The sequence below is a fragment of the Frigidibacter sp. MR17.14 genome (assembly GCF_037095735.1).
Lineage (GTDB): Bacteria > Pseudomonadota > Alphaproteobacteria > Rhodobacterales > Rhodobacteraceae > Frigidibacter.
Genome location: NZ_JBAWKD010000012.1, coordinates 15,255 through 39,370, shown reverse-complemented (window position 1 = coordinate 39,370; position 24,116 = coordinate 15,255). Strand labels below are relative to the sequence as shown.

At 71.8% G+C, this 24,116-nt stretch carries 25 protein-coding genes; 11 read left to right on the top strand and 14 right to left on the bottom strand.

The window, feature by feature from the left end:
• Position 1 precedes the first annotated feature (1 nt).
• Together V8J36_RS19570 and V8J36_RS19565 are read right to left on the bottom strand one after the other, a co-directional pair.
• Positions 2-1,771, bottom strand: coding sequence for a heparinase II/III family protein (locus V8J36_RS19570; RefSeq protein ID WP_442902512.1), 1,770 nt, complete (start codon positions 1,769-1,771; stop codon positions 2-4).
• Positions 1,772-1,861: 90 nt separating this feature from the next.
• Positions 1,862-3,160: an RsmB/NOP family class I SAM-dependent RNA methyltransferase gene (locus V8J36_RS19565; RefSeq protein WP_336469006.1), complete on the bottom strand. Its 1,299-nt coding sequence runs from the start codon at positions 3,158-3,160 to the stop codon at positions 1,862-1,864.
• 84 nt (positions 3,161-3,244) lie between these two features.
• On the opposite strand from V8J36_RS19565, the gene V8J36_RS19560 reads away from it, so the two are divergent.
• The gene (locus tag V8J36_RS19560) at positions 3,245-3,436 is read left to right on the top strand and encodes a DUF1674 domain-containing protein (protein WP_336469005.1); all 192 of its coding nucleotides are present in this window, start codon (positions 3,245-3,247) and stop codon (positions 3,434-3,436) included.
• An 83-nt stretch (positions 3,437-3,519) separates the two neighbouring features.
• Here the strand turns inward: V8J36_RS19560 and dapB are convergent, their stop codons facing one another.
• Positions 3,520-4,332, bottom strand: coding sequence for a 4-hydroxy-tetrahydrodipicolinate reductase (dapB, locus tag V8J36_RS19555; RefSeq protein WP_336469004.1), 813 nt, complete (start codon positions 4,330-4,332; stop codon positions 3,520-3,522).
• A 205-nt stretch (positions 4,333-4,537) separates the two neighbouring features.
• Here dapB and rbfA point away from each other — a divergent pair, with 205 nt between their 5' ends.
• The 7 genes from rbfA to pnp all read left to right on the top strand — a co-directional run bounded on the left by rbfA (position 4,538) and on the right by pnp (position 12,082).
• Positions 4,538-4,978, top strand: a complete 441-nt coding sequence (gene rbfA, locus V8J36_RS19550; protein ID WP_336469003.1) for a 30S ribosome-binding factor RbfA — start codon at positions 4,538-4,540, stop codon at positions 4,976-4,978.
• Positions 4,975-5,721, top strand: coding sequence for a phosphodiester glycosidase family protein (locus tag V8J36_RS19545; protein WP_336469002.1), 747 nt, complete (start codon positions 4,975-4,977; stop codon positions 5,719-5,721). Before rbfA ends, V8J36_RS19545 begins: the two co-directional genes overlap by 4 nt.
• 147 nt (positions 5,722-5,868) lie before the next feature.
• Positions 5,869-6,768, top strand: coding sequence for a tRNA pseudouridine(55) synthase TruB (gene truB, locus V8J36_RS19540; protein ID WP_336469001.1), 900 nt, complete (start codon positions 5,869-5,871; stop codon positions 6,766-6,768).
• On the top strand, positions 6,765-7,328 hold the full coding sequence (locus tag V8J36_RS19535) for a DUF1643 domain-containing protein (RefSeq protein ID WP_336469000.1): 564 nt from the start codon (positions 6,765-6,767) through the stop codon (positions 7,326-7,328). The genes truB and V8J36_RS19535 overlap by 4 nt, the downstream gene beginning before the upstream one ends.
• 456 nt (positions 7,329-7,784) lie before the next feature.
• On the top strand, positions 7,785-9,263 hold the full coding sequence (locus V8J36_RS19530) for a calcium-binding protein (RefSeq protein WP_336468999.1): 1,479 nt from the start codon (positions 7,785-7,787) through the stop codon (positions 9,261-9,263).
• Between the two features lie 216 nt (positions 9,264-9,479).
• Positions 9,480-9,749 (top strand): 30S ribosomal protein S15, encoded by a 270-nt coding sequence (gene rpsO / locus V8J36_RS19525; RefSeq protein WP_336468998.1) that lies wholly within the window; start codon positions 9,480-9,482, stop codon positions 9,747-9,749.
• Between the two features lie 191 nt (positions 9,750-9,940).
• The gene (gene pnp, locus V8J36_RS19520; protein ID WP_336468997.1) at positions 9,941-12,082 is read left to right on the top strand and encodes a polyribonucleotide nucleotidyltransferase; all 2,142 of its coding nucleotides are present in this window, start codon (positions 9,941-9,943) and stop codon (positions 12,080-12,082) included.
• A gap of 267 nt (positions 12,083-12,349) precedes the next feature.
• Here pnp and V8J36_RS19515 read toward each other — a convergent pair whose 3' ends face one another.
• Complete coding sequence (locus V8J36_RS19515) at positions 12,350-13,525, bottom strand: MFS transporter (protein WP_336468996.1); 1,176 nt, start codon at positions 13,523-13,525, stop codon at positions 12,350-12,352.
• Between the two features lie 64 nt (positions 13,526-13,589).
• Entirely contained in the window at positions 13,590-14,651 is a 1,062-nt protein-coding gene (locus V8J36_RS19510) for an aspartate-semialdehyde dehydrogenase (protein WP_336468995.1), read from the bottom strand.
• A gap of 323 nt (positions 14,652-14,974) precedes the next feature.
• Here V8J36_RS19510 and V8J36_RS19505 point away from each other — a divergent pair, with 323 nt between their 5' ends.
• On the top strand, positions 14,975-16,255 hold the full coding sequence (locus V8J36_RS19505) for an Nramp family divalent metal transporter (protein ID WP_336468994.1): 1,281 nt from the start codon (positions 14,975-14,977) through the stop codon (positions 16,253-16,255).
• 496 nt (positions 16,256-16,751) lie between these two features.
• On the opposite strand, the gene V8J36_RS19500 is transcribed toward V8J36_RS19505, so the two are convergent.
• From V8J36_RS19500 to V8J36_RS19460, 9 genes are read right to left on the bottom strand one after another with little or no spacing between them, the layout of a single operon-like run.
• On the bottom strand, positions 16,752-17,276 hold the full coding sequence (locus V8J36_RS19500) for a flagellar basal body-associated protein FliL (protein ID WP_336468993.1): 525 nt from the start codon (positions 17,274-17,276) through the stop codon (positions 16,752-16,754).
• A 9-nt stretch (positions 17,277-17,285) separates the two neighbouring features.
• Complete coding sequence (gene flgH, locus V8J36_RS19495; protein ID WP_336468992.1) at positions 17,286-18,020, bottom strand: flagellar basal body L-ring protein FlgH; 735 nt, start codon at positions 18,018-18,020, stop codon at positions 17,286-17,288.
• 1 nt (position 18,021) lies between these two features.
• The gene (flgA, locus tag V8J36_RS19490) at positions 18,022-18,531 is read right to left on the bottom strand and encodes a flagellar basal body P-ring formation chaperone FlgA (RefSeq protein WP_336468991.1); all 510 of its coding nucleotides are present in this window, start codon (positions 18,529-18,531) and stop codon (positions 18,022-18,024) included.
• The gene (gene flgG / locus V8J36_RS19485) at positions 18,531-19,316 is read right to left on the bottom strand and encodes a flagellar basal-body rod protein FlgG (protein WP_336468990.1); all 786 of its coding nucleotides are present in this window, start codon (positions 19,314-19,316) and stop codon (positions 18,531-18,533) included. The genes flgA and flgG overlap by 1 nt, the downstream gene beginning before the upstream one ends.
• An 11-nt stretch (positions 19,317-19,327) precedes the next feature.
• Entirely contained in the window at positions 19,328-20,044 is a 717-nt protein-coding gene (locus V8J36_RS19480) for a flagellar hook-basal body complex protein (RefSeq protein ID WP_336468989.1), read from the bottom strand.
• Between the two features lie 17 nt (positions 20,045-20,061).
• Positions 20,062-20,331, bottom strand: a complete 270-nt coding sequence (locus tag V8J36_RS19475) for a flagellar biosynthetic protein FliQ (protein ID WP_336469053.1) — start codon at positions 20,329-20,331, stop codon at positions 20,062-20,064.
• Between the two features lie 2 nt (positions 20,332-20,333).
• Positions 20,334-20,624 (bottom strand): flagellar hook-basal body complex protein FliE, encoded by a 291-nt coding sequence (gene fliE, locus V8J36_RS19470; RefSeq protein WP_336468988.1) that lies wholly within the window; start codon positions 20,622-20,624, stop codon positions 20,334-20,336.
• An 11-nt stretch (positions 20,625-20,635) separates the two neighbouring features.
• Complete coding sequence (gene flgC, locus V8J36_RS19465; RefSeq protein ID WP_336468987.1) at positions 20,636-21,025, bottom strand: flagellar basal body rod protein FlgC; 390 nt, start codon at positions 21,023-21,025, stop codon at positions 20,636-20,638.
• Positions 21,025-21,402, bottom strand: coding sequence for a FlgB family protein (locus tag V8J36_RS19460; protein ID WP_336468986.1), 378 nt, complete (start codon positions 21,400-21,402; stop codon positions 21,025-21,027). The genes flgC and V8J36_RS19460 overlap by 1 nt, the downstream gene beginning before the upstream one ends.
• A 104-nt stretch (positions 21,403-21,506) precedes the next feature.
• On the opposite strand from V8J36_RS19460, the gene V8J36_RS19455 reads away from it, so the two are divergent.
• Both V8J36_RS19455 and V8J36_RS19450 read left to right on the top strand, forming a co-directional pair.
• Entirely contained in the window at positions 21,507-22,829 is a 1,323-nt protein-coding gene (locus V8J36_RS19455) for a FliI/YscN family ATPase (protein ID WP_336468985.1), read from the top strand.
• Between the two features lie 217 nt (positions 22,830-23,046).
• Positions 23,047-24,078 (top strand): cysteine synthase A, encoded by a 1,032-nt coding sequence (locus V8J36_RS19450; RefSeq protein ID WP_336468984.1) that lies wholly within the window; start codon positions 23,047-23,049, stop codon positions 24,076-24,078.
• Positions 24,079-24,116 lie beyond the last annotated feature (38 nt).

Genomic DNA, 24,116 nt, shown 5'->3' with positions numbered 1-24,116 from the left:
TTCAGAAATGAGTCGTGTCGTCGCGGTCGAGGTCGCGGATGGCGGCGGGGGTATCCTGAGCCTTCGCCAAGGTCCACCCCAGTTGGCAGGCATAGTCCATCACCCGCGAGGACAGGACGATCTGCCGCGTCGGCCGCGGCTTCAGCCGCCCGCGTTCCAGATAGACCGAAGGCTCCAGCCGCAGCGTGCCGACCCCGTCATGGCGGAACACCCAGATCTCGCCCGACTTCAGCGCCAGCGAAATCGCGGCCCCGCCCATGTCCAGCGCCGCATCGACATCGGGATGCAGGTGGAAGCGCAGGTCGAAGGCGATGCCCGCCTGATCGGTGCGCGCCATCAGCACGTCGAAGCGCTTGCGGTCGGCGGGGGTCAGCGCCCCCAGCGTGTCCTCGCCGGTCAGCCGCCGCCCCTCGCGGTCCAGATGCAGCTCTCGGGCATGGGTCATGCCGTGGGTGGGCACATAGCCGTCATGGCCGGCAAGGAAGCGCAGCCCGGCCTCGTCGGGCAGCAGCTCCATCCGCACCTCGGTCGGCGCGTCCTCCAGCTGCCGGCCCGGCGCGCGGCGGCCCAGCCCCGGATTCGCGAGGCGCGAGGACGAGAAGCCGGTGATCCCCAGCGTCGAATGGCTGGGCGTCGCCCGCCCCGCCCGGTGCCAGTCGGCGCCGAAGGCCAGGCCAGAGCCGCAGCTGACCACCACCGGCCGCCGGCCAGAGGTCAGTTCCAGCGCCAGCGTCGAGGCGTGGGCATTGTCGGAATCGCTGCCCGAGGGCGGCGGCGCGGCATCGACGATCACCGTGGTGCGTCCCGCGGCCATGCGCACATAGCCCATCGCCGTCGCGCCGGGCGCGGGCAGCCCGCGCACGCCCGCCCCGGCCAGCGCCTGGTCGAGCCGCCCTTCGACCCCGCGGCCGCCACCGTGGAAGCGCGCGAGCCCGCCATCGGCATGGCGCAGCGCCCGCAGCGTCGGCGCCACCCGCTCGATCGCCGCGATGTGGCGCGGGTCCAGCGCGCGCCCGGCGCCGGTCAGCGCCTCGGCGCTCCAGGTCAGCAGGGTGAAGATCTCCAGCAGTTCCTCGGGGTTGCGGCTGGCAACCCCGCCCGAGGCGTCGATCGCCGTCGTGCATTCCCGCGCCAGCGCCTTCGCGGCGGGCCCGGCCAGCCGCTCCATCCCGTTCAGCGCAAGGCCCGCATGGATCAGCCCGGCCAGCGCCTCGAACCGCGGCAGGCCCGGGGCGGCGGCGCCCCAGCGGCGCGACAGGAACAGCGTCTGCTGCCCGAGGCTGCGGAAATAGCGGTCGGATGCGGCGCGGTCCTGCCCGGCCAGCAGAAGGCCCGCGTTGTTGATCCAGCGGATCAGCCGCCGCCCGGTCAGGTCCGGCGTCCAGCCGGGACCGCGCCCGCCCCCGAACCGCTCGATCCACTCCCATGTCCAGCCCTGCGCCCGCACCCGCGCCGCGCCATCGGCCACGGCCGCCAGATCGTCGAGCCAGCCGAAGCCCTGCGCCGCGCGCTCGAAGGCGGCCGAGGGCACGGCCAGATCCCAGATGCCCTGCGTGCCGCCCTCGACCAGGTGCCCCGCCAGCTGGAAGTTGCCCGCGATCAGCTGCCGGCCGCGCGCATAGGCGCCGACGGTGCGCGGCTCGGGCGTGGCGGTGAAGCCGGCAGAGCGGCCGCGACGCACCGCGGCCCAGGCGTGCAGCCGGTCCATCAGACGGGCGAGCCAGGCCCCGAATCCCTCGGCGGCAGTCACATCGGGCAGGGCTCGGGTCATTGCATTCGCACGGCGGAAGGGGGGACGGTCGGCTCGGGCGGCACCATATCCAGCCCCCTGCGGGCTGTCACCGGCAAAAGCCGGGGTTGCTCAAGGCAAGGCTTGGGCACCACGCCGCAGGCAAGCGATGAAGAAGCCGTCCATCCCGCCCTCGGCGGCCAGATAGTCGGGTCGCAGCCGCAGCCCCGCCGCACCGCTGCGCCACTCGGGCGCGATCCAGTCCCGCGACAGCGCGCCCACGTCCGGCGCGAACTCCGGGTGGCGGTCGAGGAAGGCCGTCACCTGCGCCTCGCCCTCCTCGGGCAGCAGCGAGCAGGTGCAGAACACCAGTTGCCCCCCCGGTTTCAGCAGGGTCGCGGCATGGTCGAGCATCCCGGCCTGCAGCTCGGCCAGCGGCCGGATCGAGTCGCCGGCCTTGGCATGGGGCAGGTCCGGGTGACGGCGGATGGTGCCGGTGGCCGAGCAGGGCGCATCCAGCAGCACCGCATCCAGCGGCGCCTCGGGCCGCCACTCCAGCGCATCAGCCTGCACCACGCGGGCGGAAACTTTCGCGCGCGAAAGGTTCTCGCGCAGCCGCGCCAGCCGGCTTTCGGACAGGTCGACCGCGGTGACCTCGGCCCCCATCGCCGCCAGCTGCATCGTCTTGCCGCCCGGCGCTGCGCAAAGGTCCGCAACCCGCGCGCCTTTCGCGGGCGCCAGCAGCCGCGCCGGCATCGCGGCCGAGGCATCCTGCACCCACCACTCGCCCGCCTCATAGCCCGGCAGCGCGCTGACCTGCCCCCCCGCCGCCAGCCGGACCGAGCCGCCGGCGATCACCGTGCCGCCCAGACGTTCGGCCAGCGCCGCGGCATCGCCGTCGCGCGGGGTCAGGTCCAGGGGCGCGCCCGCCAGATGCGCGGCCTCCATCGCCTGCACCGCCTTCTTGCCCCAGGCCGACATCATCCGCCCGCGCAGCCAGCCCGGCAGCTCGGGCACCGGCAGCGCCGCCCAGCCGCCGATCGCATCCGCCGCCTTGCGCAAAACGGCATTGGTCAGGCCCGCGAAGCCCTCGGTCTTCGGATCGTCGCGCACCAGCGTCACCGCCTCGCCCACCACGCCATGCGCGGCGCCGCCGAAGACCGCCATCTCGACCACCGCGACCCGGATCACCGCCAGAACCGGCGCCGGCGGCGGCTTGCGCAGGAAGGGCTTCAACAGCCGGTCGGCGCGGGGCATCTGGCGCAGCGTCTCGACCGCCAGCCGCAGCGCCCGCGCCTTCGCCGCCGGGTCGAGCGCGGCCAGCATCGCGCCCTCGACCTCGGCCAGAAGCCGGCCGTTGCCGGTGACCTCGGCCACCAGCGCCGCCGCCGCGCCCCGCGGTCCGCCCCGCTGCTGCTGTCCTTCGCCCATGCTCTCACCCGTCCGCTTGGTCTTGCCGCGTCAGGCGGCTATATCGACGATACGCCCGCCGCAAGCATCCCGCGAGGACCCGTCATGTCTGAACCGACCTCAGCCCCCACGCCCGACCTGCCCCCCGCCGCCCAGCGCGCGCTGGCCGAGGCCGAGGAACGCCGCCGCAAGGCCGCGGGCGAACCGGGCCTGCCGGCCGAGCTCGGCGGCCGCGACGGCCCGGAACCGGTGCGCTACGGCGACTGGGAGAAGAAGGGCCTCGCCGTCGATTTCTGAAACCGGCCGGGGCCTGCGGCCCCGGAACGGCAAGCGGCTGCCGCGGCCTCGACGCTCCGGCCTGCCCCGACAGTCGGCGGGGCTTACAGACCCAGCACGTCCGCCATGTCGTATTCGCCGGGCTTCTGCGCCTGACCCCAGAGCGCGGCCTTGAGCGCGCCACGGGCGAAGATCGCCCGGTCGGTGGCCAGATGGCGGATCACGATCCGCTCGCCCTCCGACGCGAAGATCACGTCATGCTCGCCGACGATGTCGCCGCCGCGGATCGCGACGAAGCCGATGTCACCCCGCTTCCGCGCCCCGGTGATGCCGTCGCGCCCCCGGTCCGAGACCTCGGCCAGATCCACCCCGCGCCCCTCGGCCGCGGCCTCGCCCAGCATCAGCGCCGTGCCCGAGGGCGCATCGACCTTGCGGTTGTGATGGGCCTCGACGATCTCGATGTCCCAGTCGGCATCCAGCGCGGCCGCGACCTTTTTCGTCAGCCCCAGCAGCAGGTTCAGCCCAAGGCTCATGTTGCCGGCGCGCACGATCACCGCGTGGCGGGCGGCGGCGGCGATCTTCGCCAGATGCTCGGGCTCCAGCCCGGTGGTGCCGATCACATGCACCGCCCGCGCCTGCGCGGCCAGCGCCGCGAACTCGACCGAGGCGGCAGGCGCGGTGAAGTCCAGCACCGCCTGCGCCCGCGCGAAGGCCTCCAGCGGGTCGTCGGTGACGGTCACGCCCACCTCGGCCCCGCCCATCGCCGTGCCCAGGTCCTGCCCGACCCACGGATGGCCGGGCCGTTCCAGCGCCCCCACCAGCCGCGCCTTGTCCGAGGCCAGCACGATGCCACTCAGCATCCGGCCCATGCGGCCCGAGGCCCCGGTGACGACGATACCCGGCAGATGATCGGACATTGAGAAGCTCCCTTCGTTTCAGCCCCTCTACCCCGACACCGCCCCCAAGACCAGCGCCGGGCAAGGGCGCCAGAGCAAGGGGGGCCGACGATCGGTTCGCCATCGGTCCGAGGACCGATCGGCGGCGGGGGCGAGCTCGCCCCCCGACCCTGTTTCCGTGCCCGCCGTTGCGCCAGCCGCGCCTTTGCCCTAAATCCCGTCCATCATGGCAGCCAACCGCTTCTCCCAGGGCTCGGGCCCCTCGCAACGCCAGCTTCGCGTCGGCGAACTCATCCGCCGCACGCTGTCGGACGTGCTCAACCGCGCCGAGGTCCACGACCCCGACCTCAACCGCATGTCGATCACCGTCGGCGAGGTGCGCACCTCGCCCGACCTGAAGGTCGCGACCGCCTATGTGCTGCCGCTGGGCGGACAGGGCGCGGAAGAGGCGCTGAAGGCGCTGCGCCGCAACTCGGGCGAGCTGCGCCACCATGTCGCCAAGGCGATGACGCTGAAATACGCGCCGCAGCTGCGGTTCCAGATCGACGAGACCTTCGACCGGCTCGACGACACCCGCCGGATGTTCGCCGACGAACGCGTACAGCGCGACATCGCCAAGGGCCGCGAGGACGACGCCGACGGCGACCAGGACCCGGACGCCGAATGAGACTGCCCCGCGCGTTGGCCGCGGTGCTCGGCCTCGTCCTTGCCGCACCCGCCGTCCACGCCCAGTCGACCGGCACCACCTGCCGCGCCGACACGTTCGAGGGCACCGCCTACGCGCTTTGCGAGGTGCCCTTCGGCGCCGATCTGCGGCTCTGGCTCACCGCCCCCGACGGCAAGCCCTTCGGCACGTTCGAGCGGCTGCGCGCCGCGTCCGAGCCCGACCGCCGGCTGGTCTTCGCGATGAACGCCGGCATGTATCACGCCGACCGCCGCCCCGTCGGGCTTTATGTCGAAGAGGGCCGCGAAACCGCGCCGCTGGTCACGCAGGAGGGCTTCGGCAACTTCGGCCTCTTGCCCAACGCCGTCTTCTGCATCGGACCCGAGCGTTTCGCGGTCATCGAAAGCCGCGCCTTCGCCGCGAACCGCCCCGAGTGCCGCTTCGCCACCCAGTCGGGCCCGGCGCTGGTGCTGGGCGGCGCGCTGCACCCCCGCTTCCTGCCCGAGGGCACTTCTGCCTATATCCGCAACGGCGTCGGCGTCTCGGCGGACGGCACCCGCGCGGTCTTCGCCCTGTCGCGCGGCCCGGTGAATTTCGACACCTTCGCCCGGATGTTCCGCGACCGGCTCGGCCTGCCCGACGCGCTCTATTTCGACGGCAACATCTCGCGGATCTACGCGCCCGAGCTGGGGCTGAACCAAGGCGGCCGGCCGATGGGTCCGATCGTCGGCCTGCTCGCCGACTGACCCCCGCCGTCGCCCCGCCCCGGCCGCGGACAACCCAAGATTGCCGCGGCGCGGCGCCCGCAGGCGGTTGACCGGAATCGCCCCGGGCGTTAGCAGGCGGTCCTCGCGCGGGGACCGCTGCCCGCGACCGACCACGAAGGATGCGACATGGGACGCAGGAAGGGCCGCGCCGTCTCGGGCTGGCTGATCGTCGACAAGCCGGCCGGGGTCACCTCGACCACGGTGGTCTCGAAGGTGCGCCGCGCCTTCGACGCCGCCAAGGCCGGCCATGCCGGCACGCTCGATCCGGCGGCGACCGGCGTGCTGGCCATCGCGCTGGGCGAGGCGACGAAGACCGTGCCCTATGTCACCGACGCGCTGAAATGCTACCGCTTCCGCGTCACGCTCGGCGCCGCGACGACGACAGACGATGCCGAGGGCACGGTGATCGAGACCTCGGACCTGCGCCCCGACGATGCGCAGATCGAGGCCGCGCTCGACGCCTTCCGCGGCCAGATCGAGCAGGTGCCGCCGCAGTTCTCGGCGGTGAAGGTCGAGGGCGAGCGCGCCTATGACCTCGCCCGCGAGGGCGAGCAGATGGACCTCGCCGCCCGTCCGCTCTGGGTCGAAACCCTCGCGATGACCGGCCGGCCCGATGCCGATCACGTCGATCTGGAAATGGTCTGCGGCAAGGGCGGCTATGTCCGGTCGATCGCCCGCGACCTCGGCCGCGCGCTCGGCTGCCTTGGCCATGTGCAATGGCTGCGCCGCGAATGGTCGGGCCCGTTCGAGGCCGCCGCCGGCCTGTCGCTGACCGAGCTCGAGGACCGTTTCGGCGACCCGACGCTGGACCAGGCGCTGCTGCCGCTGGAGATCGCGCTCGAGGACCTGCCCGAGCTGAAGGCCACCGCCGAGGGCGCCGCCCGCCTGCGCCACGGCAACCCCGGGCAGGTGCTGGGCCATGCCGATTACGGCGCCGAGGCCTGGGCCAGCTTCGAGGGCCGCGCCGTGGCCGTCGGCCGCTACCGCGGCGGCGAGCTGCACCCGGCCCGCGTCTTCGCCGCGTGATCCGCGCTGCGGTCCCCGACTGGCAGCTCAGGCGCCACCGGGGACCCGGCAAACCTTCGCGCCATCGGTCCTTCGCGCTCTGGTCGCGCTGCGGCCGCTATCGCTACCTTCTGCTGCGCCGCTGGGCGCCGGGGCCGCGGCTGGGCTTCGTGATGCTGAACCCCAGCCGCGCGACCGAAGCCCGCAACGACCCGACCATCGCCCGCTGCGAGGCCCGCGCCCGCGCCGCGGGCTATGGCGGGCTGGTGATCACGAACCTCTTCGCGCTCTGCGCCACCGACCCGGCCCGGCTGAAGCGCGCCCGCGGCCCCGTCGGGCGCTGGAACGATGCCGCGCTCGACCGCGCCGCAGCGGCCGCGGCGCTGACGATCTGCGCCTGGGGCCTGCATGGCACCCACCGCGGCCGCGACCGCGCCGTGCTGGCGCGGCTGCTGGCGCGGGGCGCCCCGCTGGCCGCGCTGGGCCTGACCCGCGACGGCCACCCCCGCCATCCGCTCTACCTGCCCGCGGCCGCCGGGCCGCAGCCCTTCCCGCTGGCCGAAAGCTCAACCTCATCGTGACGGTATTTCTCCGGGGTGCCGCCTGTCGCGCCCGGGGGGATGTCATGCCGATGCCGGCAATGCGCGCCTCCGCGACCCCGTGGCCGCCACTGCCGCCGGGCGGTGCCGGCGCGAGGTGCCTCGCCGGCCGCGACGGACCTGACCCGAGACCGCCCTCCGCGTCAGCCGCTCGCCCTGCCCGCGGCGGCCGGCCGCAGCCCGTCCCGCTTACCGAAAGCTCAACCTCTTCGTGACGGGATTTCCCCGGGGTGCCGCCTGTCGAGCCCGGGGGGGCCTCATGCCGATGCTGGCAATGCCCCCTCCGCGACCCCGTGGCCTCCACCGCAGCCGCCCTCCGCGCCATCCGGCCTCCCTGCCCGCGACGGCCGGCCACAGCCCGTCCCGCTTACCGAAATCGCAAGCTCTTCGTGGTCGGATGTCCCCGGGGTGCCGCCTGTCGCGGCCGGGGGTGACGTCATGCTGATGCTGGCCGCGCTCGCGGGCCTGATGGCCGCGGGCGGGATCGTCGAGTTCTCGCTGTCGCGCAACGGGTCCGATGCGGAGGACGATCCGCCCGACCACGAGGAGGACGGCGGCGACCTCGCCTCGCCGGATGTCGACCTCTGGGACGTGCCCGACACCCCGGCGCCGTCCGCCGCAGAACCGCAAGACCCTGCGGCAGATGCGCAGGACAGCCCGGCACGGGACGCGACGCCTTCCAGCGACCCTTCCGCGACGGATCCCGTGGCGGAAGCCGCACCGGGGGCCGCCCAAGACACGGCGACGGCAGCCCCCGTCTCGGCAGATCCGGGACCGGCACAGGCCGCGACGCCAGACCCGGCGGCGCTTCCCGACCCGTCCGCGCTGCCTGCCGCGACAGCGCCCCAGCCGGGGCTGCAGGTCACCGGCACCGCCGGCGCGGACCGGATCGCGGGCAGCGCCGGGGACGACAGGCTGGACGGCGCGGCGGGGAATGACACGATCTGGGCCGGCCCGGGCGACGACAGCCTGACCGGCGGCGACGGGCGCGACCTGATCGGCGCCGGGGCCGGCGATGACACCGCCGCGGGCGGCGCCGGCAATGACACGCTGCGCGGCTGGGCCGGCGACGACAGCCTGTCAGGGGAGGCGGGGCGCGACAGTCTCGACGGCGGCGACGGCCGCGACACGCTCTCGGGCGGCGACGGGGCCGACACGCTGTCGGGCGGCGCGGGCTGTGACAGCCTGTCGGGCGGCGACGGCAACGACCAGCTGGGCGGCGGCGCGGATGACGACACGCTCGACGGCGGCAGCGGCGATGACCGGCTGACCGGGCAGGACGGCAACGACAGACTGTCCGGGGGCGCGGGCAACGACAGCCTTTCGGGCGAGGCGGGGCAGGACAGGCTGGCCGGCGGCGCGGGCGACGACACGCTGGCCGGCTGCGCGGGCGACGACAGCCTGTCGGGCGGCGACGGGCGGGACAGCCTCATCGGCGGCGAGGGGCACGACAGGCTCGACGGCGGCGCGGGCGATGACGCGCTCGAAGGGGGCGCAGGGAACGACCACCTGTCAGGCGGGGCCGGGCAAGACGTGCTGATGGGCGGCGGGGGGAACGACAGCCTGTCGGGGACCGCCGGCGAGACCACGGCCGAGGCCGATTACCTGAACGGCGGCGACGGGCAGGACGAGATCGACCTCGGCCCCGGCGACGTGGCCTCGGGCGGGGCCGAGGCCGACCGCTTCCTGCTGCATGACTGGATCGACCATGCCACGGGACCGGCGGTGATCACCGACTATGCACCGGGGCAGGACCTGATCGTGCTGGCCTACGACCCCGCCGCCCATCCCGATCCGCAGATCGCCATCACCTCGGACAACGGCACCAGCCGGATCACGCTGGACGGCTTCCACATCGCCGACGTGCTGGGGGCCACGCCGCTTGCGCCCGCGGACATCCACCTGGTCGCGGCCTGAGCCCGCGCAAGCCCGCGCATCGGAAACCGGCGCCCCGACGCCGCCCCGGACCGCGCGCCCACCTTTGCAGGGCACGACCCTTCGGATTCCGCGCTTTCCTTTACGGCGGTTTTCCCGTATAGGCGCGCATCCCCCGGTTTCACCGGAGGACCCTCCAAGGGCCCTGCTGGACGACATCCCGGCTTGCGCCATGACCCCTTATCCAAGGAGACCCCGATGTCGATCACCGTGGAAGAAAAAAGCCGCCTGATGACCGAATTCGCGACGAAGCCGGGTGACACCGGTTCGCCCGAGGTCCAGGTCGCGATCCTGTCCTCGCGCATCTCGACGCTCACCGAGCACTTCAAGTCGCACAAGAAGGACAACCACTCCCGTCGTGGCCTTCTGATGATGGTCGCCCAGCGCCGCAAGCTGCTGGACTACCTGAAGAAGAAAGACGAAGCGCGCTACGCCTCGCTCATCGAGCGTCTCGGCCTGCGCCGCTGACCGAACCGGACGCGCCCCCCAGCGGGGCGCGTTCGTCTTTCAGGCCGGGGGGATCCCACGGCGTCGGCCTCCCATCGGGCTTCGTGGGCGGGCTACCGGGAAAGAAACGAAGCCACGGGCAATGGGGCCCGTACGCAACGCCGAAAGGCACCAGGCGCGGGGAGGGTCCCTGCGCGAGATTGGAAAATCGCATGTTCAACGTCGTCAAGAAATCCATCGAATGGGGTAACGACACGCTGACGCTCGAGACCGGCAAGGTCGCGCGTCAGGCTGACGGGTCGGTCATCGCCACGCTGGGCGAAACCTCGGTCATGGCCAACGTGACCTTCGCCAAGGCCCCGAAACCGGGCCAGGACTTCTTCCCGCTCACCGTCCACTACCAGGAAAAATACTACGCCGCCGGCAAGATCCCGGGTGGCTTCTTCAAGCGCGAGGCGCGCCCCTCTGAAAAAGAGACGCTGACCGCCCGCCTGATCGACCGCCCCTGCCGTCCGCTCTTCGCCCCGGGCTTCAAGAACGAAGTCCTGGTGATGTGCACCGTGCTGTCGCATGACCTGGTCAACGATCCCGACATCGTCGCGATGATCGCCGCCTCGGCCGCGCTGACCATCTCGGGCGTGCCGTTCATGGGCCCGATCGGCGCCGCCCGCGTCGGCTTCGCCAACGGTCAGTACGTGCTGAACCCGGAAGTGGCCGACATGGACCACCTGCGGAACAACCCCGAGCAGCGCCTCGACCTCGTCATCGCCGGCACCAAGGACGCCGTGATGATGGTGGAATCGGAAGCCTACGAGTTGACCGAGGAAGAGATGCTGGGCGCGGTCGAGTTCGGCCATGCCGCCATGCAGCCGGTGATCGACCTGATCATCGACCTGGCCGAAGACGCCGCCAAAGAGCCCTTCGACTTCCAGTCGCCGGACTACTCGGGCCTGCTCGCCAAGGTGAAAGCCGCCGGCGAGACCGAGATGCGCGCCGCCTTCGCTCTGAAGGACAAGCAGGAACGCACCAACGCGATCTCGGCCGCCGTGGCCCTGATCAAGTCGAAGATGTCCGAGGAAGACCTCGCCGACATCAACTTCGGCTCGGCGATCAAGTCGCTCGAATCGGGCATCCTGCGCGGTGACATCATCAACGGTGGCGCCCGCATCGACGGCCGCGACAACGCGACCGTCCGCCCGATCGTGTCGGAAGTCGGTATCCTGCCGCGCACCCACGGCTCGGCGCTGTTCACCCGCGGCGAGACGCAGGGCCTCGTGGTCACCACGCTCGGCACCGGCGACGACGAGCAGATCATCGACGCGCTGCACGGCAACTCGCGCTCGAACTTCCTGCTGCACTACAACTTCCCGCCCTACTCGGTCGGCGAAGTGGGCCGCGTGGGCTCGCCCGGCCGTCGCGAGATCGGCCACGGCAAGCTTGCCTGGCGCGCGCTGCAGGCCGTGCTGCCGGCCGCGACCGACTTCCCCTACACGATCCGCGTCGTGTCCGAGATCACCGAATCGAACGGCTCGTCGTCGATGGCGTCGGTCTGCGGCGGGTCGCTGTCGATGATGGACGCCGGCGTTCCGCTGAAGGCGCCGGTCGCGGGCGTGGCCATGGGCCTGATCCTCGAGGGTGACAAGTGGGCGGTCCTGACCGACATCCTGGGCGACGAGGATCACCTCGGCGACATGGACTTCAAGGTCGCCGGCACCTCGGAAGGCATCACTTCGCTGCAGATGGACATCAAGGTCGCGGGCATCACCCCGGCGATCATGAAGCAGGCCCTGTCGCAAGCGAAGGATGGCCGTCTGCACATCCTGAACGAGATGAACAAGGCGCTCTCGGCCGGCCGTCAGGAATTCTCGGCGCACGCGCCGCGGATCGAGACGATGCAGATCCCGACCGACAAGATCCGTGAAGTGATCGGTTCGGGCGGCAAGGTCATCCGCGAGATCGTCGAGGTCTCGGGTGCCAAGGTCGACATCAACGACGACGGCGTGATCAAGATCGCGTCCGCCAACGGCGACTCGATCAAGAAGGCCTACGACATGATCTATTCGATCGTGGCCGAGCCGGAAGAGGGCAAGGTCTACACCGGCAAGGTCGTGAAGCTGGTCGATTTCGGCGCCTTCGTGAACTTCTTCGGCAAGCGTGACGGCCTCGTGCACGTCTCGCAGATCTCGAAGAACCGCCTGAAGCACCCGAACGAGATCCTGACCGAAGGCCAGGAAGTGAAGGTCAAGCTGCTGGGCTTCGACGATCGCGGCAAGGTCCGCCTTGGCATGAAGATGGTCGACCAGACCACCGGCGAAGAGATCGTCGAGTCGAAAGAGGAATCGACCGAGGCCTGAGCGCCCCGACGGTTCTGACCCGACTTCAGGGGCCCCGGCAGCGATGCCGGGGCCCTTTTGCTTCCGCGCCGCAGTCTTGGGGCACCGGCCGGAAACAGGGCCCGAAGGGCCCCCGGCCAGCGGCCGACCGCCCCCCGGGCGGCCGCTTATGCGCCGTCAGTGCGATGAAAGCCGTCTCGCGGGATGTCACCATAAATCGCCCGGTCGTCCGCGGCGGAGCGGCCCCCCGCGGTCGTCCACCGGCCTGCGTCGCGCCGCTGTCCCGGCCTAGGGATCGCCCGCCGCCAGCAACGCCGCCACCAGCGCGATCAGCGCCACGCCGCCCAGACCCAGCATCAGGAACGCCGCCCCTGCCCCGCCGCGCTCGATCAGCACCGCGCCGATCATCGGTGCCGCCGCCTGCGCCAGCAGCGCGGGCCGCGCCAGACGGCCCATCAGCAGCGGATAGCGCTCGGGCCCGAACCAGGCCATCGGCAGCGCGCCGCGCGCGATCGACACCAGCCCGTTGCCGCCGCCATAGAGCACCAGCGCCGCCCCCGGCAGCACCCAGCCCGTCGCCAGCGCGATCAGCCCCAGCCCGGCGGCCAGCGCCGCCACCGCCAGCGTCCAGCGCGGATGATGCCGGCCGCCCCCCGCCATCTCGACCAGCCGCGCCGCCACCTGCGCCGGCCCGATCAGCGCGCCCAGCGCCACCGCCTCGGCCGTGCTCAGCCCCCGCGCCGCCAGCAGCACCACCAGATGCACCGACACCACCGTCATCAGCAGCGAGACCAGCGTGAACACCGCCGCCATCAGCCCGAAGCGCAGCCGCTCGCGCGCCGTCAGCCGCAGCCCGGCCGCCGCCGCCCCGGCCGCGGGCGAAACCCGCCCCTCGCGTGGCAGCACCATCAGGATCAGCGGCAGGCTGACGCCCAGATGCAGCCCGGCGAAGCACAGGATCGCGCCGCGCCAGCCGAACCAGCCTTCCAGCAGGGTCGCCAGCGGCCAGCAGACCGTGCTCGCGAAGCCGCCCCACAGCGTCAGCTGCGTGATCGCCCCGCGCGCCTCGCGGCCCCAGATCCGGCCCAGCGCCGCGAAACAAGGATCGTAAAGCCCGGCGGCCATGCCCAGCCCCATCACCAGCCAGCCCAGCACGAAGACCGGGACCGAGGGCGCCAGCGCCAGGATCGCCAGCCCCAGCGCCAGGCACAGAACGCCCCCCGCCAGCACCGGCCGCCCGCCATGGCGCGCGATCAAGCGCCCGACATGGGGCGAGGCGACGCCCGCGGTCAGCAGCCCCAGCGACAGCGCCCCGATCACCTGCGGCAGCGGCCAGCCGGTATCGGCGACGATCGCCGCCGCCAGCGGCGCCATCAGGTAATAGCTCGTCCCCCAGGCCAAGATCTCGACGATGCCCAGCGCCGAGACGACCGGCCAGCGGCGGGGAAGGGTCTGGTCGGTCACGGGCGCGGCGTCTCGGCTGGGATCGGGCCCGCGCATAGGGCGCAGGCCCGGACCCAAGGTCAAGTCACCGCGGCAGCAGCGCCTCGGCGATCTGCACCGCGTTCAGCGCAGCCCCCTTCAGCAGCTGGTCGCCGACCACGAAGATCGCCAGCGAATGGCCCGAGGGATCGCCAAGATCGGTGCGGATCCGGCCCACCAGCACGTCGTCCTGCCCCGAGGCGTCCGCCGGCATCGGGAAGCGGTTCGCGGCGCGGTCGTCGACCACCCGCACCCCCGGCGCGGCCTCCAGCGCCGCGCGCGCGGCCGCGACCGCCACCGGCTCGTCGAACTCGATCGTCACCGCCATCGCATGGGCGCGCAGCACCGGGACCCGGATGCAGGTGATCGACACCGGCAGGGCCGGGCGGCCCATGATCCGCCGCGTCTCGGCCACGACCTTCTCTTCCTCGCCGTTGTAGCCCGTCTCTTCGTCCATATCGGCGTTGTGGCTGAACAGGTTGAACGCATAGGGCACCGAGAGCACGCGCGGCGCATAGGCCTCGCCGCGCAGCGCCGCCGCCGTCGACAGCTCGAGCTCTTCCATCATCGCAGCGCCCCCGCCCGAGGCCGCCTGATACGTGGCCACGTTCAGCCGCGCGATCGTCGCCAGCCCCGCCAGCGGCGCCAGCGCCACGGTCAGGATCGCCGCCACGCAGTTCGGATTGGCGATGATCCCGCCATGGGCGGCCATCGCGCCCGCATTCACCTCGGGCACCACCAGCGGCACCTCGTCCAGCATCCGGAAGGCCGAGGAATTGTCGACCACCACCGCGCCCGCGGCCACCGCCGCCGGGGCGAAGCGCTTGGAAATGCCCGACCCGGCCGAGAACAGCGCCAGATCGACGCCCTCGAAGCTCGCCTCGGTCAGTTCCTCGACCGCGACCTCGCCGCCGGCGAAATCGAAGCGGCGGCCCGCGGACCGCGCCGAGGCCAGCAGCTTCAGCCGCGACAGCGGGAAGCCGCGCGCCTCGAGGCAGCGGATCAGTTCGACGCCGACGGCGCCGGTCGCGCCAACGACGGCGACGACGGGACTGGCGGGCAGGGCGCGGGGGGCGGCTTCGGCATAATGTGCGAGATCTTCAGGCATCGTCTTGTCTCCTGTCGGGCGGAGAGGACGGCGACCTGTGTTCCGGGGCCCCGTCCGTCTCCGGCGGGGCTTTCGGGGGTCAGACCGGTCGTTGGACCGCGCACACCGCCGATACCCCCGCCGGAGCGGTGGTCTTGGTGGTGGTGGTCTTGGTCACGAAATGGGTCATGGCGCGGCTGCTATCAGCTTCCGCCGGGTCAGGCAACGCTTTTCCGCGTCGTGGCCTGCCGGGGCCCTAACTGTGCAAAAATGAACGGAACCGATCCGTTCAGACAGGAATTCCCCATCGCGGGCAGGGCTCCGCGGTCTCGAGGAGGATGACGATGACGGATGCGACCCCGATCCCGCGCGAAGACGCGGCAGGCGCCCCGCCCAGAACCGGCCATTGGAAGCTGATCGGCCCCGGGATCGTGGCGGCGGCGACAGGCGTCGGCGCGGGCGACCTCGTCGCGACGCTGATCGCCGGGTCGCTCTACGGCTACGCGCTGCTCTGGGCCGCGGTGATCGGCTGCATCGTCAAGATCGCGCTGGCCGAGGGCTCGGCCCGCTATCACCTCGCTACCGGCGCGACGATGCTTGACGGCTGGCGCAGCCTCGGGCGCTGGACGACCTGGTATTTCGGCACCTACATCCTGATCTGGGGCTTCGTCTATGGCGCCACCGCGATGAGCGCGACCGCGCTGCCGCTGTCGGCGCTGTTCCCGAACCTGCTGCCGAACTGGGTCTGGGCGGCGGCGACCGGGGTGATCTGCGCGGGCTTCGTGGCGCTGAACCGCTACGAGATCTTCGAGACGGCGATGAAGTGGCTGATCGGGCTGATGTTCGTCATCGTCGTCGGCGTGGCGCTGCTGGTGGTGCCCGATGTCGGCTCGGCCCTGCGCGGACTGGTGCCGACGATCCCCGAAGGCTCGACCATCTACACGCTGGGCCTGATCGGCGGTGTCGGCGGCACGATCACCATGTCGGCCTATGGTTACTGGGTGAATGCCAAGGGCTGGCAGACCCCGGCCTGGATGGGGATCATGCGGCTCGACAACCGGGTCTCCTACATCGTCACCGGGATCTTCGTGATCGCCATGCTGATCATCGGGGCAGAGCTTCTGCATGCCGCGCAGGTCACGCTCTCGTCCGGCGACCGCGGGCTTCTGGACCTGAAGGACGTGCTGGACGACCGCTTCGGTCCGGTGATCGCGACGCTGTTCCTGATCGGCTTCTTCGCCACCTCGCTGTCCTCGGTGCTGGGGGTCTGGCACGGCGTCTCGCTGCTGTTCGCGGACTTCTGGCGCGACCACGTTCAGGGCCGGCGCGGCGAGGGGCGCGAGGACCTGCATCGGACCGGGGCCTTCCGCTTCTTCCTGCTCTGGCTGACCTTCCCGCCGATGCTGCTGTTCCTGCTCGGCCGGCCGTTCTTCCTCGTGATCCTCTATGGGGCGCTGGGGGCATTCTTCATGCCGTTCCTCGCCATCACCCTGATCTGGCTTCTGAATTCGTCCCGGGTGCCGCGGGAATGGCGCAACGGCTGGATCTCGAACGGGCTGCTCGGCGCCTCGGCACTGCTCTTCATCGCGCTCTGCGTGAACGAGCTTGCGAAGCTCGGCGGCTGAGCGGAACGGGCCGGCGCGCCCCGGGAGGAACCAGCCGGCGCGCCCCGGCACCGATGCGCTTCCAGACTGCGCCGCGGGGCGGTGCCGTGACCTGCGGCGGAACGAGTGCAGGGCAGCCGGGCCGGTCCCGCCGTCACAGGCCACCGCTCACCGACCCGCAGCGCGCAGACTCCGAACCGGTCGGGGTCTCCCACGCACGACGCCCGCCCGGCCGTCAGCCTGACCGCCGGCCCAGGCGGGCGCGACAGCCACCGCGCGACTGCGCCGCCTTCGGCCACCCTCCGCGCCGACAGTGCCCGTGACAGGGTCCGCGCGACCGCTCGCGACCTCCCGAGGCGATCGCTTCGCAACGCGCGCCCCCGGGCGCCCTGCGAAATGCTCCCCGGCGAGGGGACACCAGATCTGCTGACCCGCCGGACCGGGGCGCGCGTTGCATCCCTCGTCGGTCCGCACGGCCGAGGTGCGGCGCGACCGGACCGACGCCCCCGTGCCGCTGTCACCGGTCCTGCCGCATGTAATCGGAAATCAGCACGTCGATCGCATCCTCTCCCATGATCCCGCGGGCGCTTTCGAGCAGCGCCGTGTGCAGGATCTTCATGTTGTTCGAACCGGTGAAAGCCCCTTCGAAACCGCCCTGGTTCGCATGGTCGAAAAGCACCCGCAGGAAGGCGTCGCGGAACTTCGGTTCGAGCGTCCGCGCCTCTTCGGCCTTGCTCTCCGGGACCTCCAGCGCCAGCGACAGGATCACCAGGGCCGAAACCCGCTCGCCCGTCACCACCGGCACCACGAACTGGTTGTTGAACTTCACGAAGGAATTCTTGACCTCTTCCTCGCCCTCCTTGGCCGCGGCCTCGTGGCCGCCCTCGGCACCCGCCTGCACTGCGGGGCCGCAGGGGGGCAGGCCCTCGCCCAGCCCCGCGCTTTCCGGCACCGGCGCGGGGGCGGGCCGCAGCAGCAGCCCCGCACCGACCCCGGCCCCGAGCCCGAAGATGACGAGGATCAGCGGCAGAAGCAGCGCCATCGGCCCCCCTCACATCGGCAGCAGGATGTCGGCGACCTGCTGGCCATAGCGCGGCTGCTGCACATCGCTGATCTGGCCCCGACCGCCGTAGGAGATCCGCGCCCCTGCCAGCTTGTCATAGGTCACCTCGTTCTGGCGCGAGATGTCCTCGGGCCGCACGAAGCCGCTGACCAGCAGCTCGCGCATCTCGAAATTCACCCGCACCTCCTGGCTGCCGGACACCCGCAGGATGCCGTTCGGCATCTGCTCGGTGATCGTCGCCGCCACCCGCAGCGTCAGCTTCTCCTTCCGGTTCACCGTGCCGTCCCCCTGATAGCTGGAATTGCCGGTGCCAGAGACGGCATTGGCCATGCCGCCGCCCTCGGGCAACACCTGCCGGTCGAGCACCTGCGGCAGGCCGAAGAACTCCGGCAGGCCCATCGTCTCGGAACTGGCGCGGCTGCGGCCCGAGGAATTCGAGATCCGCGCCTCGTCGTTGATCTCGATGACGACGGTCAGGATGTCGCCGCGGTTGAGCGCGCGGCGATCGCCCAGAAGCGAGCGACGGTTGTGCGACCAGAGCGAGGCACCCGTGACCGGCGTCACCCGCAGCACCTCGTCGGGCAGGCCGGGCGTCGCCATCGCGTAGAATTCGCTGCCCTGCTCGACCGGGGTGAATTGCGGCAGGCGTCCCACCTGCTTCATGCGCTCGCAGCCCGGCAGCAGCGCCAGCGCGAGGATCGCGATCAGGATCAGTCGCGCCATGTCATTCCTCCGGTCCCACCGCCACCGAGCCGTCGGCCAGCACCCGGCCGAGCACCGTCGCCCGCGACGCCATGTTCATCACCCGCACCGTCTGGCCCGCCGCGGCCTCCTCGAGCGCGCGCCCCTCGGTGCGGATCGTCAGGCCGCGGTCGCGATAGACCAGCCCGACGCGCTGGTTGCGCAGCACCAGCGCGGCCGCGGTCAGGTCGCCCGCCAGAAGCGGCCGGCCGGCATAGACCGCGACCCTCGTCTGCAGGCCCAGAACCTGCTCGGGCCCGGGCCCGCCGCTCGCAGCCCCCTCCCCGGGCGCCAGCCGCACGTCGTCGCGACCGATCACCGTGCCCGCAGGCAGGGTGCGCGCGGCGACCAGCGTGCCCGTCGCGGCCAGCGTGCCCGTCGCGGCGGTGGTGCCCGTCGCATCGAGGGTGTCCGGCGCCGCCTCGGCCAGCGCCGCCGGCGCCAGGCTCGCCCACAGCAGCGACAGCGCCAGCATCCCGGAAGGCCACCGCATCAGCGCACCTGAACGGTGGCGCCGAGGATCTGGTCCGCGGCGGCGATCACCTTGGCGTTCAGCTCGTAGCCGCGCTGCGCCTCGATCAGCTCGGTGATCTCGAAGACCGGATCGACGGTGCTCTCCTCGAGATAGCCCTGGCGCAGCGTGCCCAACCCATCCTCGCCCGGGGCCCCCACCGTCGGCGGGCCCGAGGCACCGGTTTCCAGGAACAGGTTCGATCCGATCGCCTCGAGCCCGTTCGGATTCACGAACCCCGCCAGGGTGATCTGCCCCAGCAGCTGCGGCGTCGCGTCGCCGTTGAAATAGGCATAGACCTCGCCATTGGCGTTGATCGTCAGGCTGCGGGTGTCGGTGGGGATGGTGATCCCCGGCGCCACCTCGTACCCGTCCGAGGTGACGATCACCCCGTCGGGCGAGCGCTTCAGCCCGCCGTCCCGGGTGAAGGCCGAGCCGCCCGAGGGCAGCGTCACCTCGATGTAGCCGTTGCCCTCGATCGCGATGTCGAGGTCGTTGCCGGTCTGCGAGATCGTGCCCTGCCCGGTCATGATCGTGACCGACGAGGGCCGCACCCCCAGCCCCAGCTGCACGCCGGTGGGCAGCACCGTGCCGTCGGTGGCATTGATCGCGCCGGGCCGGGCCGCCTGCTGGTAATGCAGGTCGGCGAATTCGGCGCGGCGGGTGTTGTAGCCGGTGGTCGACATGTTCGCGAGGTTGTTCGACACCACCTCGACCCGCATCTGCTGGGCGCTCATGCCGGTGGCGGCGATCTGCAGGGCTCTCATCTTCGCTCTCCTCAACTGCCCAGGGTGGTGACGACGGTGCGGATCCGCTCGTCCTCGGAGGTCAGCAGGCTCTGGCCCATCTCGTAGCTGCGCTGCACCTCGATCATCCGCGCGACCTCGGTCACCGCATCGGCATTCGATCCCTCGACGAAGCCCTGCAGGATGCGCGAGGTCTCGGCCGGGACGGTGCCGCCCTCGGCGGCGAAGCGGGTGCCGGCGCGGTGCGACAGCCGGGTCGGATCGGCCGGCAGCACCAGCCCGAGATCGGCGATCGGCCCGGTGGTGCCCGACAAGGTCCCGTCCGGCGCCAGCCGCAGCGCGCCCGAGCCCGGCGGGACCGTGACCGGCGCGCCGCCGGCATCCAGCAGCGCATGGCCATCCGCGGTCACGATCTCGCCCGCGTCGTTCATCACGAAACTGCCGGCGCGGGTCAGCTGGATGCCCTCGGGCGTGCCGATCTGGAAGAAGCCCTCGCCCTCGATGGCGAAGTCGAGCGCGCCGCCGGTGCGCTTCAGCGGCGCCTGCGCGAGGTCGATCACCCGCCCCGCGGCATCGGCCAGCGCCAGATCCGGCTCGACCGGGGCCAGCGCGCGGACATGTTCGGCGAAGACCACGCCCTCTCGCCGGAAGCCGGGGGTCGAGGCATTGGCGATGTTGTTCGCCACCACGTCGAATTCCGACAGCAGCCCGGACTGGCGGTTCAGCAGTGCATAGACGGCATTGTCCATCCTAGCCCCCTTCCATCCTATCCGCCGGGCGCGATCAGCGGCAGCAGCCCGCGCGTGAAGAAATCGACCAGCGCCGCGGTCATCCCCGACATGGTCACCCAGAACACCGCCAGCATCAGCGCCACCTTCGGCACGAAGGTCAGCGTCATCTCCTGGATCCCTGTCAGCGCCTGCAGCAGGCCGATGGTCAGGCCCGCCAGCAGCGAGACCGCCAGCAGCGGCGCCGCCAGCCGGACCGAGACCCACAGCCCCTGCCGCAGCACGTCGAAGATCTGCCCCTCGGCCAGCATCAGATCGGCATCCTCAGGATCTCCTGATAGGCCTCCACGACCTTGTCGCGCACCGCGACCGTGGTCTCGACCGCAAGGCTGGTCTCGGCCAGCGCCTGCACCAGCGCATGCGGGTCGGAATCGCCGCCGCCCAGCGCCTTCACCCCCAGATCCTCGGTCTTGCGCAGATCCTCGGTGAAGCTCTGCACCGCCTTCAGCGGCGGCGGCAGCACCCGGTCGGTGCCGTCGGCGGCGGTCGCCGGCCGCGCCTTCTGATAGCCGAGCGAGGCGAGTGTCGTTCTCAGGTCCATGACCCCTCCGGTCAGCGGCGCAGAAGCTCGAGCAGGCGCGACGACATCTGCCGGGCCTGGTCGAACATCCGCAGGTTGGCTTCGTAGCTGCGCTGGGCCTCGCGCGCGTCGGCCATCTCTATGACGCTGCGCACGTTCGACCCGGTCCGGTAGCCCTGCGCATCCGCCAGCGGATGGCCGGGATCGAGGATCTTCGCCGGCTCGCTCTGGTCGAGCTGCACCGGCCCGGTGGTCACCCGCCCCTGCGGGCCGGGCTCGCGGTCGGCGGTGAAGCCGACCAGCTTGCGGCGATAGCCGGGGGTGTCGGCATTGGCCATGTTCTCGGCGCTGATCCGCAGCCGCAGCGCCTGCGCGCGCATGCCGCTGGCCGAGACATCCATCGAATCGCCCAGCGTCGCCATCAGCGCCGCCCCAGCGTGCTGCGCAGCATCGTCAGCGCATTGCCGTAGATCGCCAGCGCGAGGTCGTGCTGGCGCCGCGCCTCGACCGAGGCGACCATCTCGTCCTCGAGCGAGACATCGTTGCCGTTGGGCGACAGGCTGGTGGCCTTGGCCCGCACCTCGGCCCCCGGCACCGACAGGCTGCCGGCCCCGAAATGCTCGGCCCGGGTACGGCGCAGCGGCAGCTGGCCGGCATCGGGATCGAAGGCGGGCAGGTCGCGGCCGCGGTAGCCGGGCGTGTCGGCATTGGCGACATTGCCGGCAATCGCGGTCTGGCGGTCCGCGGCATAGCGCGCGAAGGCCTGGGCGCGCTGCATGATCTCGGGTGTGTCGAACATCGGGCTTCTCCCTTTCAACCAAGGCTTAAGCCTGAGTCGTTTAGAAAGCCTTGCAGGGTGAACGCCCCGGAAACCGCAAGAAACACCCTGCCGCGAGGGTCCCGATGCCGCAGATCGAGCTTCTGGCCGCCGAGATCCAGGACCTGCGTCCCGTCCGCGCCATTGGCCGGGTCGAGGCGATCGCGCGCGGCATCGTCACCGTCGCGGGCCTCGGCCGGCAGGCGACGCTGGGCGACAGCGTGCGCATCAGCTGCCAGGGCCGCGCCGCCCTGGCCGGCGAGATCGTGGGCCTCGCCCCCGACCGGGTCGACGTGCTGCCGATGGGCGATGCCGGCGGGGTCGCGCTGGGCGACCGGGTGGTGCTGACCGGGCAGGGCGGCATCGCGCCGGGCGAGGGCTGGATCGGGCGCATCGTCGATCCGACCGGCCAGCCGCTCGACGACCGCGCCCTGCCGCGCGGGCCGGTCGAACGCCCGCTGCTGGCCCCGCCGCCCCCCGCGGCGCGGCGCCGGCTGCTGGGCGCGCGGCTCGACACCGGGCTCGCGGTCATGGACACGCTGCTGCCGCTGGTGCGCGGCCAGCGGATCGGGCTCTTCGCGGGCTCGGGCGTGGGCAAGTCCTCGTTGCTGGGCCGGCTCGCGCGCGACGTTGCGGCGGATGTGGTGGTGATCGGGCTGGTGGGCGAGCGCGGGCGCGAGGTGCGCGATTTCGTCGAGCGGGTGCTGGGCCCCGATGGCATGGCGCGGGCTGTTCTGGTCACCGCCACCTCGGACCAGTCGCCGCTGATGCGCCGCCGCTGCGCCTGGGCGGCGATGACCGTGGCCGAGCATTTCCGCGACGAGGGCAAGCAGGTGCTGCTGCTGGTCGATTCCATCACCCGCTTCGCCGAGGCGCATCGCGAGGTGGCGCTGGCCGGCGGCGAACCGGCGACGCTGCGCGGCTTCCCGCCCTCGACCGCGCATCAGATCATGGCGCTGGCCGAACGCGCCGGCCCCGGCCCCGAAGGCGCGGGCGACATCACCGCGATCTTCTCGGTGCTCGTCGCCGGCTCGGACATGGAGGAACCGGTGGCCGACATCCTGCGCGGCGTCCTTGACGGGCATATCGTGCTCGACCGCGAGATCGCCGAACGCGGGCGGTTCCCGGCGATCGACGTGCTGCGCTCGGTCAGCCGGGCCCTGCCCGAGGCCGCGTCCGAGGACGAGAACCGCCTGATCGGCCGCGCTCGCCGGCTGCTCGGCGCCTATGAACGGGTCGAGCTGATGCTGCGCGCCGGGCTCTACAGCCCGGGCAGCGATCCGCTGATCGACGCGGCGGTGGCGGTCTGGCCGGCGCTCGACGCCTTCTTCGCCGAAAGCGCGCCGGCGGCCGCGGCCAGCTTCGCGCGCCTCGCCGCGGTGCTCGGGCCGCCGCCGCCGGGCCCCTGACCCGGCCCCTGCGCCACCCGAACCGGGCCAAACCCGGACCGATGCCGGACCCGCGGCGCCGGCGCGGCGCAAGAACGGTCCACGGCACGCGCGGGCCGCGGAACCAAGTTCCACGCTGCGTCAGAGGCGCCGAACGCCCTCCCCTTCTTGTCCGCCGCCCTTGAGACGTCCGCGGCCTCGGCATAGGACTATGTCAGGAAATACCGGGAGTCCCGCCATGCGCATCTGTTCCGATCTTGCCGCGGCCGTCGGCAACACGCCGTTGATCCGGCTGAAGAAGGCCTCGGAGCTGACCGGATGCGAAATCCTGGGCAAGGCCGAGTTCATGAACCCCGGCCAGTCGGTCAAGGACCGCGCCGCGCTCTACATCATCGAGGACGCGGTGAACAAGGGCCTGCTGCAGCCCGGCGGCACCATCGTCGAGGGCACCGCCGGCAACACCGGGATCGGCCTTGCGCTGGTCGGCGCCTCGATGGGCTTCAAGACGGTGATCGTGATCCCGGAAACCCAGAGCCAGGAAAAGAAGGACATGCTGCGCCTTGCGGGCGCCGAGCTCGTCCAGGTCCCGGCCGCGCCCTACAAGAACCCGAACAACTACGTGCGCTACTCGGGCCGCCTGGCCGAGGCGCTGGCCAAGACCGAAAAGCACGGCGCGATCTGGGCCAACCAGTTCGACAACACCGCGAACCGCCTGGCCCATATCGAGACGACCGGCCCCGAGATCTGGGAACAGACCGGCGGCAAGGTCGACGGCTTCGTCTGCGCCGTGGGCTCGGGCGGCACCTTCGCCGGCGTCGGCATGGCGCTGCAGCCCAAGGGCGTGAAGATCGCGCTGGCCGATCCCGACGGGGCGGCGCTGCACAGCTTCTACACCACCGGCGAGCTGAAGTCCGAAGGCAACTCGATCACCGAAGGCATCGGCCAGGGCCGGATCACCGCCAACCTCGAAGGCTTCACCCCCGACTTCAGCTACAACATCCCCGATGCCGAGGCGCTGCCGATCGTCTTCGACCTGCTCTCGGAAGAGGGGCTCTGCCTTGGCGGCTCGTCGGGGATCAACGTCGCCGGCGCCATCCGTCTGGCGCGCGAGATGGGGCCGGGCCACACCATCGTGACCGTGCTCTGCGACTACGGCACCCGCTACCAGTCGAAGCTCTTCAACCCGGACTTCCTGCGCGAAAAGGCGCTGCCGGTGCCCGGCTGGCTCGACCGCGACGCGGCGGAACTTCCCGAGGTCTACGAAGACTGATACCTCGGGCGCATCGCCATCAAGAGCGCCCGAGCATC